This window comes from Vibrio sp. 10N.261.51.A4 (assembly GCF_041471945.1).
Taxonomy (GTDB): domain Bacteria; phylum Pseudomonadota; class Gammaproteobacteria; order Enterobacterales; family Vibrionaceae; genus Vibrio; species Vibrio crassostreae_C.
The window spans coordinates 1-14963 of sequence record NZ_JBFRPJ010000049.1; the positions used below are offsets into that span (position 1 = coordinate 1).

The 14963-nt window shown below is 43.9% G+C and carries 13 protein-coding genes and 1 riboswitch; of the genes, 9 read left to right on the forward strand and 4 right to left on the reverse strand.

The genetic code is table 11. The annotated features are described in order from the left end of the window. Window positions 1-82: 82 nt before the first annotated feature. On the reverse strand, window positions 83-2506 hold the full coding sequence (plsB, locus tag AB4384_RS11630; RefSeq protein WP_372129588.1) for a glycerol-3-phosphate 1-O-acyltransferase PlsB: 2424 nt from the start codon (window positions 2504-2506) through the stop codon (window positions 83-85). Between the two features lie 220 nt (window positions 2507-2726). Here plsB and AB4384_RS11635 point away from each other — a divergent pair, with 220 nt between their 5' ends. From AB4384_RS11635 to dinF, 4 genes are all read left to right on the forward strand, one after another. Then, window positions 2727-3089, forward strand: coding sequence for a diacylglycerol kinase (locus tag AB4384_RS11635; protein WP_017061045.1), 363 nt, complete (start codon window positions 2727-2729; stop codon window positions 3087-3089). 94 nt (window positions 3090-3183) lie between these two features. Then, window positions 3184-3804 carry a transcriptional repressor LexA gene (gene lexA, locus AB4384_RS11640; protein ID WP_019820514.1) on the forward strand — a complete coding sequence of 207 codons (621 nt, stop codon included), beginning with the start codon at window positions 3184-3186 and terminating at the stop codon, window positions 3802-3804. A gap of 97 nt (window positions 3805-3901) precedes the next feature. After that, window positions 3902-4780, forward strand: a complete 879-nt coding sequence (locus AB4384_RS11645; RefSeq protein ID WP_372129589.1) for a class I SAM-dependent methyltransferase — start codon at window positions 3902-3904, stop codon at window positions 4778-4780. A gap of 117 nt (window positions 4781-4897) precedes the next feature. Further along, a complete protein-coding gene (gene dinF / locus AB4384_RS11650; RefSeq protein WP_372129590.1) occupies window positions 4898-6253 on the forward strand; it encodes an MATE family efflux transporter DinF in 1356 nt (451 codons plus the stop codon). Between the two features lie 183 nt (window positions 6254-6436). Here the strand turns inward: dinF and sthA are convergent, their stop codons facing one another. Continuing rightward, window positions 6437-7837: a Si-specific NAD(P)(+) transhydrogenase gene (gene sthA, locus AB4384_RS11655; protein WP_017061048.1), complete on the reverse strand. Its 1401-nt coding sequence runs from the start codon at window positions 7835-7837 to the stop codon at window positions 6437-6439. A 327-nt stretch (window positions 7838-8164) separates the two neighbouring features. On the opposite strand from sthA, the gene fabR reads away from it, so the two are divergent. Both fabR and AB4384_RS11665 read left to right on the forward strand, forming a co-directional pair. Continuing rightward, on the forward strand, window positions 8165-8806 hold the full coding sequence (gene fabR / locus AB4384_RS11660; protein WP_010438693.1) for an HTH-type transcriptional repressor FabR: 642 nt from the start codon (window positions 8165-8167) through the stop codon (window positions 8804-8806). After that, on the forward strand, window positions 8806-9177 hold the full coding sequence (locus tag AB4384_RS11665; protein ID WP_017061049.1) for a YijD family membrane protein: 372 nt from the start codon (window positions 8806-8808) through the stop codon (window positions 9175-9177). The genes fabR and AB4384_RS11665 overlap by 1 nt, the downstream gene beginning before the upstream one ends. An 80-nt stretch (window positions 9178-9257) precedes the next feature. Here the strand turns inward: AB4384_RS11665 and trmA are convergent, their stop codons facing one another. After that, window positions 9258-10367: a tRNA (uridine(54)-C5)-methyltransferase TrmA gene (trmA, locus tag AB4384_RS11670; RefSeq protein WP_017061050.1), complete on the reverse strand. Its 1110-nt coding sequence runs from the start codon at window positions 10365-10367 to the stop codon at window positions 9258-9260. 154 nt (window positions 10368-10521) lie between these two features. Next, window positions 10522-10726: riboswitch (cobalamin riboswitch) on the forward strand. Window positions 10727-10765: 39 nt separating this feature from the next. Here trmA and btuB point away from each other — a divergent pair. The 3 genes from btuB to murI are packed head-to-tail and all read left to right on the forward strand — an operon-like array spanning window position 10766 to window position 14164. Next, window positions 10766-12583, forward strand: a complete 1818-nt coding sequence (gene btuB, locus AB4384_RS11675) for a TonB-dependent vitamin B12 receptor (protein ID WP_372118567.1) — start codon at window positions 10766-10768, stop codon at window positions 12581-12583. A gap of 48 nt (window positions 12584-12631) precedes the next feature. Then, window positions 12632-13297 (forward strand): ATPase, encoded by a 666-nt coding sequence (locus AB4384_RS11680; RefSeq protein ID WP_102319729.1) that lies wholly within the window; start codon window positions 12632-12634, stop codon window positions 13295-13297. A 60-nt stretch (window positions 13298-13357) separates the two neighbouring features. Then, window positions 13358-14164, forward strand: coding sequence for a glutamate racemase (murI, locus tag AB4384_RS11685; protein ID WP_017061053.1), 807 nt, complete (start codon window positions 13358-13360; stop codon window positions 14162-14164). On the opposite strand, the gene AB4384_RS11690 is transcribed toward murI, so the two are convergent. After that, window positions 14127-14579, reverse strand: a complete 453-nt coding sequence (locus AB4384_RS11690; RefSeq protein ID WP_017061054.1) for an RNA-binding protein — start codon at window positions 14577-14579, stop codon at window positions 14127-14129. The genes murI and AB4384_RS11690 overlap by 38 nt on opposite strands. Window positions 14580-14963: the final 384 nt, after the last annotated feature.

A 14963-nucleotide genomic window follows, 5' to 3' on the forward strand; every position in this document is an offset into this window, starting at 1 on the left:
TTTAACTGATCGGCATTACACCCATTGGGTGCCTTTTTTGATCGCGTTTGGCCTCGCTATTCAAGAGACACCAAGCTGATGATTACTCCGCTTGGTGGATACTCTCTTGAATCGTCAAACGTACTTCAGGGTAAAGCATTGAGTAGAGAAGCTTAGCGAATTGCTGAGTCTTGTCTAAATCACAGTTACCATCGTTATCCAGATATTGCTGTTGTTTCAGGGTGGCGAACATCGACGCAAACACGCCTTTATCGAAGAATTCTGGTGCATTGATGCCTTGCAGACGACCAAGTCGCTGTGCAATGTCTTGGCTCTTCTGTTCAAGATCGGATTTATCCAGATCAGGGTTCTCTGCTAACAGGTTCAAAGCAATAGAGTAGCGTTGTAGCGTTTCTGAAATCGTACGACCTAACAGCATCAGTGCTTGGCTGTTTGATTGGTTGATGGTGACTTCATTATCAGAAACCACAAGCATACCTTGGTTAACCAGCTCTTCAATGATGTTAGAAACCACGCCTTCAAGCTTGTCTTCGTCGTAGCTTAGGAACAGCTCTTTCTTCAAGAACGGGTAGATAGCAGCAACGTTCTCTTGAATCGCGTCAATCGATAAACCGCGCTGACGAATGGTCATCTGTGCAATTAACGATGGCAGAGCAAACAAGTGAATGATGTTGTTTCGGTAGTAAGTCATCAGAATTGACTGGTGACGGTCTAGTGAAATGATGTCGCCCATAGAGTCTGATTCAATCAAGAACTTGTTCAGTGATTCAGCATGTTTTACCAATTCTTCAGCGCTGTCTTTTGGCACAGTGAACGTTGCCGAATATGGAACGTTCTTAAGTAGAGACAGGTAGCAATTGATCTGAGAAACCAAAGAGTCACGAGACAATGCGCGCTGTCTTGAAGCCAATAGTGCCGTTGCACAAAGGGTCAGGGCATTGGTTGCTGCCGCATCGTTAATGTGCGTCATCATTTTGGTCGCTAAGTCATTAACCACTGGGTTCATCCATTGTGGCTTGCTGGTGCCCATTGGGTCGATGTCTTTGGTCCACTCTGGTGAGTGCTCATTCAGGTATTGGTTCAGTTGAATCGGCTCACCGAAGTTCACGTAGCCTTTACCAAAGTTACGCAGCTTACGAATGGTACGAATCACTAAGCTCGCGTTTTCTTTTTCTTTACGCTTGCCACGAAGTTCTTTCGCGTAAGTCGCTACTTCCATCACGTGCTCGTAGCCGATGTATACAGGAACCAAAGTCACCGGACGGTTCATGCCGCGCAGCATTGCTTGGATTGTCATCGCTAGCATGCCCGTTTTCGCTTGCAGTAGACGACCTGTACGAGAACGACCACCTTCACTGAAATACTCTACTGAGTAACCTTTAGCGAACAATTCCGCTAGGTATTCACGGAAAATCGTCGAGTACAGTTTGTTGCCTTTGAAGCTACGACGAATAAAGAACGCACCACCATGACGGAAAATAGGGCCGGCAGGGAAGAAGTTCAGGTTGATACCCGCAGCGATGTGCGGAGGCACCATGCCTTCGTGGTAAAGCACATAAGAAAGCAGCAAGTAGTCCATGTGGCTACGGTGACAAGGCACGTAAACAATCTCGTGACCATCTTGAGCCAACTTACGAACCGTTGAAGCGTTGCTGATATGCAGGCCTTGGTACAGCTTATTCCACAGCCAACCAAGAATCTTCTCACCACGCTTGATCAGCGAATAAGAGAAGTTCGCAGCAATCTCGTCCATGATGTCTTGAGCTTCTTTGCTCGCTTTCTCGATCGAGATGTTCTTTGCTTGTGCTTCGTCTTCAATCGCTTTCTTGATCGCTTCTGATTTTAATAGGCGATCAAACAGAGCTTGGCGGCTTGGCAGGTTAGGACCTGATGCAGCAAGCTTTTGGCGAGAGAAGTGAATACGTGCCACGCGCGCCAATTTGTGCGCGATGGTGCTGTCGGTACCGTGTGAGTTAGCCATGTAGCGTAGAGAAACCACTGGGCTGAAACGAACCAGACAGTCACGACCGGCTAGCAATACAGCTTTTGATTTCTCTAAGCCGTTCATTGCCTGTAGGTAAGGCTTCTGGTTATTCTCTTTACCAGGCTTACGTCCCCACAGCACTGTAGCAGGGATAACTTGAACATCGAGTTCAGAGTCGTCAGCGTGCAGTGAAAGCAATTCAGAGAACACTTCAATTGAAGAGCTTGGTACATAATCATCGTCTTGTAGCAGAGTTTTGCGAGAAGAGATGAAAACGTAGCGTTGCAGTGATTTGCCGTTGATTTCAAGCTTGCTCAACGGATCAGGTAGGCCTAATTCAAGTGCATGTTTTTGCAATGTAAGAATGTCGACACTTGAGCGAAACGGTAAGGCGTATACAATCGGTTTGCTCAAATCAATGTTCAAATCCTCAACAGGGTTTGAAGGAATTGATGTGCCCTTTACCAATACGGATAAAGGTAGCTTCATTAATGAACGTGAAAAAGATTGTCCAGAAGACATATAGGTTCACTGCCTCAATAGTTATTTCAATGTGCTGAAGCGTATCTCTATTTCTCTGATAAAAAGGATAAATCCTATGAGTGAAATAGGGATAAGCCTAGGCGTAAATTTAATCGATGCAAGAATACCAGAAACTGGTCTAACCTTTTAATGGAAATAGTCATATTGCCGTTAAGTTTGTGGAAAATCATTCATCGACTGATTGAGTATAGGGTTAAAAATGACCAAAAAATCAAACACCGGATTCAAACGCATCATCAAAGCAGCAGGCTTTTCATGGCAAGGCATTACGAGTTCGTTTAAAAATGAGGCTGCATTTCGACAGGAAGTGTTCATGGCGGTCGTGCTTATTCCGTTGGCATTTTACCTAGATGTAAGCCAAGTTGAACGAATCTTAATGATCTCATCGGTGGTATTGGTGATGGTTGTCGAGCTAATCAATACCGCGATTGAAGCGGTTGTCGACCGAATCGGCAGTGAACATCATGAGCTTTCTGGGATGGCTAAAGATGTCGGTTCGGCAGCAGTTTTCATCTGTTTGGCACTCGCAGGTTATGTGTGGCTAGAGATCCTGTTTTTGTAATTTGCTAAAAATGAACTAAAAACAACCAATTGCTTTGCTTTTGTTCAGTTACTGGATATACTCACAGTCAACTGTATAAAAAGACAGGTGAATCATGAAGCCGTTAACGCCCCGCCAGCAACAAGTCTTTGACCTTATCAAAGGTAAGATCGAAGATTCCGGTATGCCACCGACACGTGCAGAAATCGCGCGTGAACTAGGCTTCCGTTCTGCTAATGCTGCAGAAGAACATTTGAAAGCTCTTGCTCGTAAAGAAGCGATTGAGATTATCCCGGGTGCGTCTCGCGGTATTCGTATTTTGCTTGAAGATGCAGCAAACGAAGAGCAAGGTTTACCATTAATCGGTCAGGTTGCCGCTGGTGAGCCTATCTTAGCTCAAGAGCATGTAGAAATGCATTACCAAGTTGATCCAGGCATGTTTAAACCACAAGCTGACTTCTTACTTCGTGTAAATGGCGAAAGTATGAAAGACATCGGTATTATGGATGGTGATTTATTAGCTGTTCATAAAACACAAGATGTACGCGATGGTCAGGTTGTAGTGGCTCGTGTCGATGATGATGTAACGGTAAAACGCCTAGAACGTAAAGGTTCAACGGTTCTGTTACATGCTGAAAATGAAGAGTTTTCTCCAATCCATGTCGATCTAGAATCTCAACACTTGTCTATTGAAGGGCTTGCGGTTGGTATTATTCGCAACACCGACTGGATGTAGTCAGTACAAACAGCTTATTGATATTTATTCTCAATAACTTGTCATTGTAATTGATATTCATTATCATCTTCTTTGTCGAGATACAAGGAAGATGATGATGCCAAACCCAACCAAACCTCAAATGAAGCCGCTTACTCGTAAGCTGCGCTCCTCTGTTCAAAAGGCTTCTTCTGAACAAGGGTCTGCACATCAAGAATTCCAAGTTCCGACGAACCTCGTTCAGCATCTTTGGTTTCGTAGCCGTGAAAGCCTAGCTGATGATGGTCTCGTTTATGATCCTATCGCAGCTCAAGCCTGCAAGCGTTGCCAGCTCGCACCAGAATGTCTTACCGGTGAACTCGACCAACAGCAACTCCTTTACGCGACACTGACTCAACTTTGTGATTCTCAAGTTCAACAGTTTTTATCTCATAACCCAGATGCTTGGATTATTAACGTGGGAGCAGGGCTCGATACCCGTTTCTACCGTTTAGATAATGGCCGCTGTCATTGGGTTGAGTTAGATGTCACGGAAAACCTTGTGTGGCGCCAACGTCTGTTCCACAAAAATGAACGCTATCGTTTGGAGTGTGGTTCTGTCGATGACCTGACTTGGTTGGATGAACTCAATATTCCAGAACAAGCCTCGGTGATGGTGGTGTGTGAACATGCTCTGCTGGATTGCAATGAACAGCAGACGGCGAACTTCATTCAGTCTTTGAGTCGCTACTTTACTCATGCACATGCGTGTTTAGTCTTAGCTGGAGATAAAAGCTCAAGTACGTTGGGGCAAAAACTTGGTTCAGGAAAGTATGCGCATGGCCTATCTTCTCCAATAGACAGTGTTCTCAATTGGTTGCCATGGGCACAATGGGTAAAAGCGTTTTCTCCACTAGACCAAAAATGCAACCGTTGGAAATTGTGGCAGCGACTTCTTTGTAAGATCTCTCAGGTCAAAAAGCGTTTAACGCCGCAGTTAGTGCTCGTTAAGTGGTAATCCTAGGTGTTTTGTATTTCGAGTAACTGAGTACATAGCCGGTATAAGTAAAATTCCACAACATAGTGAAAGCCCACCCACTAGGTTAAACTATCGCCTCTAATCTAAGAGGTGATCGTGAAGTTATTTAATCCCCAAACTATTTTTCAAACGCTATCCAATCAGGCGATGCATAAAAAAGTGCTGTTGCTCGCGATCCCGATGGTTCTCTCTAATATTACTGTTCCACTGTTGGGCTTAGTCGATGCGGCGGTTATCGGTCACCTAGAGCACTCTTGGTATTTAGGTGGTGTGGCGCTGGGCGGCACAATGATCAGCGTGACCTTTTGGTTGCTTGGTTTCCTGCGTATGTCGACAACAGGGCTAGCTGCACAATCTTATGGTGCGAATGATGGCAAGCAACTAGGCTTAGTTTTTGTGCAAGGCGTGACCATGGCCTTAGGGTTTGCTGGTGTCTTTTTACTTTTACACAGTTTAGTCGCCGATTTAGTTTTCTCATTGAGTAGCGCCAGTGATCAAGTTAAGCACTATGGTCAGCAATATTTCTCAATCCGCGCTTGGAGTGCACCTGCCGCGCTGACTAACTTTGTGATTCTAGGTTGGCTGCTCGGGACTCAAAACGCCAAAGCGCCAATGTGGATGGTGATCATCACCAATATCACCAATATCGTTTTGGATATCGTTTTTGTTATCGGCTTAGGGTGGCAAGTGGAAGGTGCTGCATTGGCATCTGTAATGGCTGATTATGCCGGTCTAACATTTGGCCTAATTTGTGTTTACCGAATCTGGGCGAAGAAGCAGTTACCATCGCCATGGGATCTGCTTAAGAAAACCAGCCAAGGTTTGAGTCGTTTCGTGAAATTGAATCGCGATATCTTTCTTCGTTCATTATGCCTACAAGCGACTTTCACTTTCATGACCTTCCAAGGTGCAAGCTTTGGCGATGATGTTGTTGCGGCCAATGCCGTGTTGATGAGTTTCTTGATGATCATCTCTTATGGGATGGATGGCTTTGCCTACGCAATGGAAGCGATGGTCGGTAAGGCGATAGGCGCGAAAGACAAAGATGAGCAGAACCAGTCATTGATTGGAACTTTCTTCTGGAGCTTCAATATTTGTTTGGTACTGACCATAGTGTTCGCACTCGTTGGCTCGAGCTTAATCAATATGATCACCACAATCCCAGACGTGAAGAGTCAAGCCGAGGTGTATTTACCGTGGTTAATCGCAATGCCATTGGTGTCTATGTGGTGCTTCTTGTTGGATGGTATTTTTGTTGGAGCAACTAAGGGCAAGGATATGCGCAATAGTATGTTTGTTGCGACCTGCAGTTTCTTCGCGATTTTCTATTTAGCATCAGGTTTAGAGAACCATGCACTGTGGTTAGCGATGCTGAGCTTTATGGCAATGCGCGGAATTGGTCTTGGTGTGTTGTTTGTTTCTCAGTGGAAGAAAGGGGAGTTTCTCGCTTAGCTCGAGGGCTCTGTTTGTGGAGAGTAAATGAGGCTGTACAGGTAAAGGGGTATTTAGAACATCATGATCTAATTACTATCAATACCTTAACATTCAATATCTTAAATAAAAACAGCAAGCGCATGGCTTGCTGTTTTATGCATTTGGCCTATGGGTGGTCAAATACTCCTATTGGTTCTATATCTAGAATAAACGGTTAAGCCCGTTGAGTGCTGCAACACGATAAGCTTCCGCCATCGTTGGATAGTTAAAGGTCGTATTCACAAAGTACTCGATGGTATTTGCTTCACCTTTCTGCTCCATGATCGCTTGTCCGATATGGATGATTTCAGCGGCACGCTCACCAAACACGTGGATACCTAAAATCTCTTTGGTTTCGCGATGGAACAGGATCTTCAAGCTACCAATATCTTTACCCGCAATTTGAGCACGAGCTAGGTGTTTGAATGAAGAACGTCCTACTTCATACGGTACTTTAGCTGCGGTAAGTTCTTGCTCGGTTTTACCAACAGAACTGATCTCCGGGATGGTGTAGATGCCGGTTGGAATGTCTTCGATAAGGTGGCGTTCAGCTTCACCTTTCACAATTGCTTGAGCCACAAATCGACCTTGGTCATAAGCCGCGCTTGCTAGGCTAGGGTAGCCAATCACATCACCGACAGCGTAAACATGGTCAACATTGGTTTGGTAATTGGTATTTACTGAGACTTGCCCACGCGAGTCCGCTTCTAAGCCAACAGCACCAAGGTTCAGTTTATCGGTATTACCCGTTCGGCCATTGGCATACAGTAGGCAATCAGCGCGCATCTTTTTACCTGACTCTAGGTGAATGATCACGCCATCATCAGTGCCTTCAATTTTCTCAAAGGTTTCATCGTTGCGAATCACGACACCGCTGTTCCAGAAGTGATAAGAAAGTGCATCTGAGGTTTCATTGTCTAGGAATGACAACAGACGGTCACGAGTATTGATAAGATCGGTTTTTACACCCAAACCGCGGAAAATCGACGCGTATTCACAACCAATAACGCCAGCACCATAGATGATGATGTGTTGCGGGTCGTGTTTAAGAGAAAGAATCGAGTCACTGTCGTAGATACGTTCATGCAGGAAGTCGACGTTATCTGGTTGGTAAGGGCGAGAGCCTGTCGCGATAACAAATTTGTCTGCACTGTAATGTTCTTCAGTGCCATCGCTTTGCATTACCGAGACAGTGTTGGTATCGATAAAACGTGCAGTACCAAAGACCAACGTGCACTGGTTGCGGTCGTAGAAGCCTTGGCGTAATCGAGTCTGCTTGTCGATAACCGATTTGGCATGCCCCAAAATGTTAGAAAACGTTGAGTGTATGCTTTTGTTGTTCTGACAAAACAGCGGATTACTGTTGAATTCGATAATACGACTTACGGCATGACGCAGTGCTTTTGAAGGAATTGTTCCCCAGTGAGTACAACCACCACCAACGCTGCTCTCTTTCTCAATGATTGCAACGTTCAACCCGGCTTTGGTTAATCCCATCGCTGCCCCTTCTCCTCCGGGGCCACTACCAATTACGATTACATCAAAGTGGTTGGAGTGCGGCATAGATATCTTCCTTGTTATATTTGATTAACATTGCTTTAGCGAGATTTTAACCGATTCTGTTCTCGGGTACATGAAAAGGGCATCAGAGAGTCGGTGGGATCACGCAGTGTTATCGAAAAAATAATATTTGGTATGTCGTATGTCTCCAAATGACAGCGTGGATATTGAAATTTTTTCTTCGAACGTATTTACTTCGGTACGTGAACAAAGAGGTATGTTTAGTGTCTTATATAACCAGAGTGCCTTATATAAATAAGTGATTCGCGTTATATTGAATAGAGTATTAGACATGCCTGTTTAGGCTGTAAAAGAAGAAATTGATAAAGTATGAAACCAATGGGCATTCGCGCACAGCAAAAAGAAAAAACTCGTCGCAGCTTAATCGATGCAGCATTTAGCCAACTCAGCGCCGATCGTAGTTTTTCCAATCTAAGCTTGAGAGAAGTCGCTCGTGAGGCTGGAATAGCACCGACTTCCTTTTATCGTCACTTCAAAGACATGGATGAGCTTGGCTTAACCATGGTTGATGAAGGTGGCTTACTGCTGCGCCAGTTAATGCGTCAAGCTAGGCAACGCATAGTAAAAGAAGGCAGTGTGATTCGTACATCGGTTGAAACCTTTATGGAATTCATTGAAAGCAGCCCTAACGTATTCAGACTGTTATTGCGAGAGCGCTCAGGAACTTCATTTGAGTTTCGTGCAGCGGTAGCTCGTGAGATACAGCACTTCTCTGCTGAGTTAACCGAATATTTGATAACGACTGGCATGACACGAGACGAAGCTTTTACTCAAGCTGAAGCCTCCGTTATCTTGGTCTTCAACTCAGGGGCAGAAGCATTAGATTTAGATCGACGTCAGCGAGATGAACTGGCTGAACGCTTGATCATGCAATTGCGAATGATGGCCAAAGGGGCTTTTTGGTATCGTAAAGAACGTGAACGTAACCGATTAAAAGGCGGGATTGAATAATGTCGAATGAAAATAATACTGTAAACCGTGGTTCAGAAAGAAAGACACTCGTACTTGCTGTTATTGCCGGTGTGTGTGGTGATGCTCTGTTATCTTGGGTAACAATGAGCGAAGTGGGCTTCTCTATTTTCCCACTGATTGCTTTAGTCTTGGCTGTACAAGCACTTTACCAAGAGTACCTAACTAACCCAGTATCTGAAGATATTCCACTAGTAGGTTTGGCTTGTTTCTTTGTAGGTGCATTTGGCCACTCGGCTTTTGTGAAGGCACAACACCCTGATGCTGGCTCAAACTTCTTTGCGATTATTGTCGCGATGTTGCTTCTTGCATGGGTAGGTAAGAAACTCGGCTTTATCGGCAAAACTGCTTAAGCTGATTTAGAAATTAAAAAAACGAGCCAATGGGCTCGTTTTTTTGTATCTGCTGTTTGGCTTAGACCTGAAAGCGATACTTACGCTTTACGCTCTAGGAATACGCCAGCTTCCATGTGGTGTGTGTAAGGGAACTGGTCAAACAGAGCAAAACGAGTGATGTCGTGCGTTTCGCTTAGGATGTCTAGGTTCTCTTTCAATGTTTCAGGGTTACAAGAGATGTACATGATACGCTCGTAGCCTTGAACCATCTTACAAGTATCAACATCCATACCTGAACGCGGTGGATCAACAAAGATAGTGTTGCAGTTGTAGCTCTTAAGATCGATGTTCGCTTGCTGTAGACGACGGAACTCACGCTTGCCTTCCATTGCTACAGTAAAATCTTCTGCAGACATACGGATGATCTGAACATTTTCAATGTTGTTCGCAGCGATGTTGTATTGCGCAGATTCTACTGACGGTTTCGCCAGTTCAGTTGCCAGTACACGCTCGAAGTTTTGTGCTAGCGCTAATGAGAAGTTACCGTTACCACAGTAAAGCTCAAGTAAGTCGCCTTTGCTGTCTTGAGTACAATCGACAGCCCATTCCAACATTTTCTCTGCCACTTTGCCGTTGGGTTGAGTAAAGCTGTTCTCTACTTGTTGGTAGATGTAGCTATCACCATTCACATCTAGCTTTTCAATTACGTAGTCGCGGTCCAGTACGATTTTCATCTTACGCGCACGGCCAATCAGGTTTAGGTTAAAACCTTCATCGTTTAATTGCTGCTTAAGTGCTTTAGCATCTTGAATCCACTGTTCACCTAATTGACGGTGGTAAAGCAATGACACCAAAATTTCGCCGCTTAACGTAGAAAGGAAGTCTACTTGGAATAGCTTGTGGCGCAGAGAGTGGTTGTCCTTCATTGCATCTGTTAATAGAGGCATTAGGTCATTGATAAGACGGCTAGCTGCAGGGAACTGGTCTACGCGGTATTTTTCTTTAGTCTCTTGATTGAACATGACGTAATACATATCGTCACCTTCATGCCACACGCGGAACTCAGCACGCATGCGGTAGTGTTGTTCTGGAGATTCATACACTTCCAGTTCAGGCACATCATATTCTGAGAACATTTCTGTAAGACGCTCTGTCTTTTCTGCCAGTTGTTCTTGGTAGCGTTGCGGGTTTACATCTAAATTCGCCATTGTTATGCCTTTTGCTGTCGTGCTTTTAAATCAAGAGCGCAGATTTTATTCAATCACAGGCGCTTGTCCAGTGTTGAGAGCCATTCAATGTAAATCGACCATGAAAACTATAGCTTATAACTATCTTAGACTAGACAAATGATTCATAGGTCAATACTATCTTCGGCAAGCTGGTGTCATTTAGATGTATAGATGGCTAAAGAGGGAATCTGGTGTAAATCCAGAACTGACGCGCAGCGGTAAAAGAGAACGAGTATTCATCAGACACTGCAAATAGCTTTTTGTGGGAAGTCGAATATCAGGTAACCATAAGGTTGTGCTCTTGAGTCCGAATACCTGCCAGCGGCTAAACCATGACATGTGGTTTGGTAGGAATTTACGCGATTTAGGATCACAACATGAACAAATCCCTTTTAGCGGTTGCTGTAGCATCGCTGCTTTCACCTATCTCCAATTTACACGCCCAACAAGCATCTGCCGACGAAACCATGGTGGTTACGGCTAACCGTTTTGAGCAAAGCACGGAAAGTGTTGTCGCTCAAGTTGAAGTAGTAACACGCCAAGATATCGATCGAATTCAAGCTAAGTCTCTAACAGATGTGTTTAGACGATTGACGGGTATTCAGGTTTCACAAAATGGAGGCCGAGGACAGCAAGCTTCGATCTTTGTTCGTGGTGCTAACTCTGATCAAGTGCTTGTTCTCATTGATGGTATTCGTTTTGCGCGAGCTGCAAAGGGTGGTGTCGATTTTAGCCAGTTACCAATTACATTCGTTGACCGAGTGGAATACGTTCGAGGAGCTCGTGCCGCTATGTATGGCTCAGAAGCTATCGGCGGTGTTATCAACATTATTACTGTTGCAAACTCTGACAATGAAAAAACGGCAGTTAGTGCAGGTTTAGGAAGCTTAGATTACCAAGAGCTGAGCTTTGTTAGTGGTACTAAGGTCGGTGAAAATGGTCACTTGAACGTATCTGTTGGTTACGATTCCGATGAGGGATACAACGTTCATCCATTACCAGGTGTTAATGATGGTGATCGCCATGGTTTTGAATCACGCAATGCTCTAATTGGTTATGTTCATAATTTTGATCAGCAATGGAGTGGCTTCGCGAATTTCCGTATGTTTGAAACCATTTCTCAGTACGATGGTTCATTTGGTACAGACCATTCTTACAAAGAAGCTGAAGTTCAAAATTCGACCTTTGCTACTGGTGTTAAATATAGTGGCAGTGAACTTAAGTCTGATTTCTTAGTTAACTATCAGAATCAAGATAACTGGAACTACGAACAGTCTTTAGGCAAGAACTCAGCGTCAGCAACATCTGATGAGCTTGAACAGCTAAATGTTCAATGGGTGAATTCATACAAACTAACGTCGTCACTGACTCTTAGTGGTGGTGTAGATTGGCGTGATGAGGCTTATATTGTTAAGCCTTCGAATACTGAATACGACAGAACGAATGTTGCGTACTTCGCTGCATTAAACGCAGATGCGGATAAAGTGTTCGGAGAACTGAGTCTTCGTGTTGATGACAATGAGCAGTTTGGTACAGAAACTACTTACAACACAGGGTTAGGCTATCGTTATGCTGAGTGGCTTGTTGTAAAAGCAGCTTATGGCACATCCTTCAAAGCACCTAACTTGTATCAACTATATAGCTACTACGGTAATGCACAGTTAGAAGCTGAAAAGGCAGATTCATTTGAACTGACTTTTGGTGGCTTAATCAAGGATGTTGATTGGTCGATTACTGGCTATGATACGAACGTCGAAGACTTAATTGATTACAACTACGCGACAAGCAAGTACTACAATACTGATGGCGAAAGCCAACTACGTGGTGTGGAAATGGTCGTAGGATTTGATACTAGCTTTATTAATCATGAAGTGAGCGCTAACTTTCAAGACCCCGAAGATCAATCTGGTGAGCAGTTAGTTCGCCGCGCAAAGAAGATTTATAAGTATAACGCGGTAGCTAGTTTCGATGATGTTGATCTGTCATTGGGGTACCAATACGTAGGAGCACGACCAGATTTCTCTGAAGAGTTGGCTGCATACAGTTTGTTTGATGTTTCAGTTAACTACTATGCAAATGAAAATCTTACTTTAAATGGTCGAGTCGAGAACCTTACTGATGAAGAGTACGAGACAGCTGGTGGATACCCATCTCCAGAGCGTACATATTACGTAAATGCTACTTACCAATTCTAATTTTCACCTAAACCGCCTTCGGGCGGTTTTTTCTTATTGGGTATATCAATGAAAAAGAAAGTCGTCATAAGTTGGTCGTCAGGCAAAGACTCTACATTAACCCTAGAACGTCTACTTGAAAGCACCGAGTATGAAGTTGTTGCTCTCTATACTACGTATGTTGGAGATGAGGTTCCTTTCCAAGTCACGCCAATCGAGGTTGTCAAAATGCAGGCAACATTGATCGGCTTGCCATTAATAACTATTGAGCTGCCGGAAGTCTTCCCAAGTAACGAGATCTATCAAAGTACGATTGTTACGGCGCTTAAAGGGTCGGGTTTATCAATTGATGCCGTGGCATTCGGCGATATGTTTTGCAATGGTATTGCTGACTACCGAAGAAGTTATATAGAACCTGCGGGTTGGGAGCTTGTATTTCCTCTACTGGGAGAGAGTAGCCAAGCGCTGGCTCAAGAAATCATAAATAGAGGAATCGAAACCTTTCTCGTCACAGTTGATAGCGATGCATTAGACATGAGCTATTGCGGGAAAGAATACACGCCTGAACTAATAGACAGTTTGCCAAGTCACGTCGACCCATGTGGAGAAGATGGTGAGTTCCATACCTTAGTCACGTCAGCGCCATGCTTTAAAGGTAAGCTTAAGATAGAGCTAGAAAATGTAGAGCAGGGTGAGCGCTTTGGGCATCAACGCTACCGAGCTTGCATTATGTAGAGTGATGATTGGCGAAAACTAGGTGAAGGGGTATCATTGCTGCGGAACTTATTACAGGTAATGGTTGTGTCGGAAAGCATACAAAAAAACATATTGGTCTTTGATTCTGGAGTTGGCGGTCTGTCTGTATATAAAGAGATAAGCCAGTTACTACCCAATCACAACTATATCTATGTATTCGATAACGAGGCTTACCCTTATGGTGAGCTCGATCAGCAAGTCCTCATTCAGCGAGTCCAAAGTATCGTCGCCAGTTTTGTGGCGAGTCACGCTATTGATATCGTGGTGATAGCTTGTAATACGGCCAGTACGATAGTCCTGCCGACACTTCGCGCTAATAACCTTATCCCTATTGTCGGCGTAGTCCCGGCAATCAAACCTGCTTCGTTACTGGCTAATAAAGCGGTTGGCCTTATTGCGACTCCCGCGACGATTACTCGTGAATACACACACGAGCTCATCAAAAACTTCTCGAGTAATAAAAGAGTAGAGCTGTTGGGTTCTACTCGGCTGGTGGATATGGCCGAAGATAAACTCAGAGGCGAGGAGATTAGCCTTGAAGAGTTACAGCAAATCCTTCAGCCGATGATCAACACAATTGATGTGGCTGTATTAGGATGTACTCATTTCCCATTGATCAAATCAGAGATTCAACAAGTACTAGGTGAAAGTGTAGTGCTGATAGATTCTGGTAAAGCGATAGCTAAGCGAGTTCAAGATTTGTTGGGTTTGGAAAGCGTTAATAAAGAAGGGGGAGTACGTGAAGTTTTTTGTAGTGCACTTCCTAAAAAAGAAAGTGCACTAAATAGTATGTTAAAGCAGTTAGGGTTTAGCTCAGTTCAGATTCGTCCGCTTCAGGATGTTTAGGATCATTTGCAACACGTACTTTTAAAGTGCGTTGCATGTAATCTTTATCGTTAAGTGCAGAGATTGCATGATTCACATCATTACTTGCCATAACAACAAATCCAAAGCCTCTTCTTTTACCAGTACGTTTGTCTTTCATTAAACGTACTGCAAATACTTCACCATGCTCTGAGAATAATTCACGTACATGTGATTCGTTCGCTTTGTATGGAAGGTTACCCACATAAAGTGTTTTGGTTGAAGCCTTAGGTTCTGAATCTGATTTTGAGTCGGTGCTTGAAAAGTTAACAACAAAAGCGGAAGCCAAGACACCAAGGATAAAGGTAATTGCAGGCGATATATCTACCTGAGAGAAAACAATGCCGCCTAATACAGCCAGTGCGACAATTAACAACATCGATTTTTTTGAGTTCATATCGGAATACTACATATTAATAAACGAAATAGACGCATCTACCATTAACAAAATAGACACATGAATCTTACGTTCATGGCTTCCATTTTTCCAATGTATTGCTGTGATACGTCTCAAATGTTTAGTTTTTATTCGAAAAATGCGGATCTGGTGGCTTTTTAGGCGAACAAAACTTTTATTTCAAAAAGCCCTTGTGCTCCATCTCAATCTCTCTATAATGCCGCCTCACCGACACGGAGTGAGACGAAAGTCACACAGCGAAATCGGTAGAGAAAAAGAGTTTGAAAATAACCCTTGACTCTCAAAGTGGTGCAGGTATAGTACGCACCCCTAGCGACTGAGATGTGAATCACAAAACGCTAGCGCTCTTTAACAATTTAAACC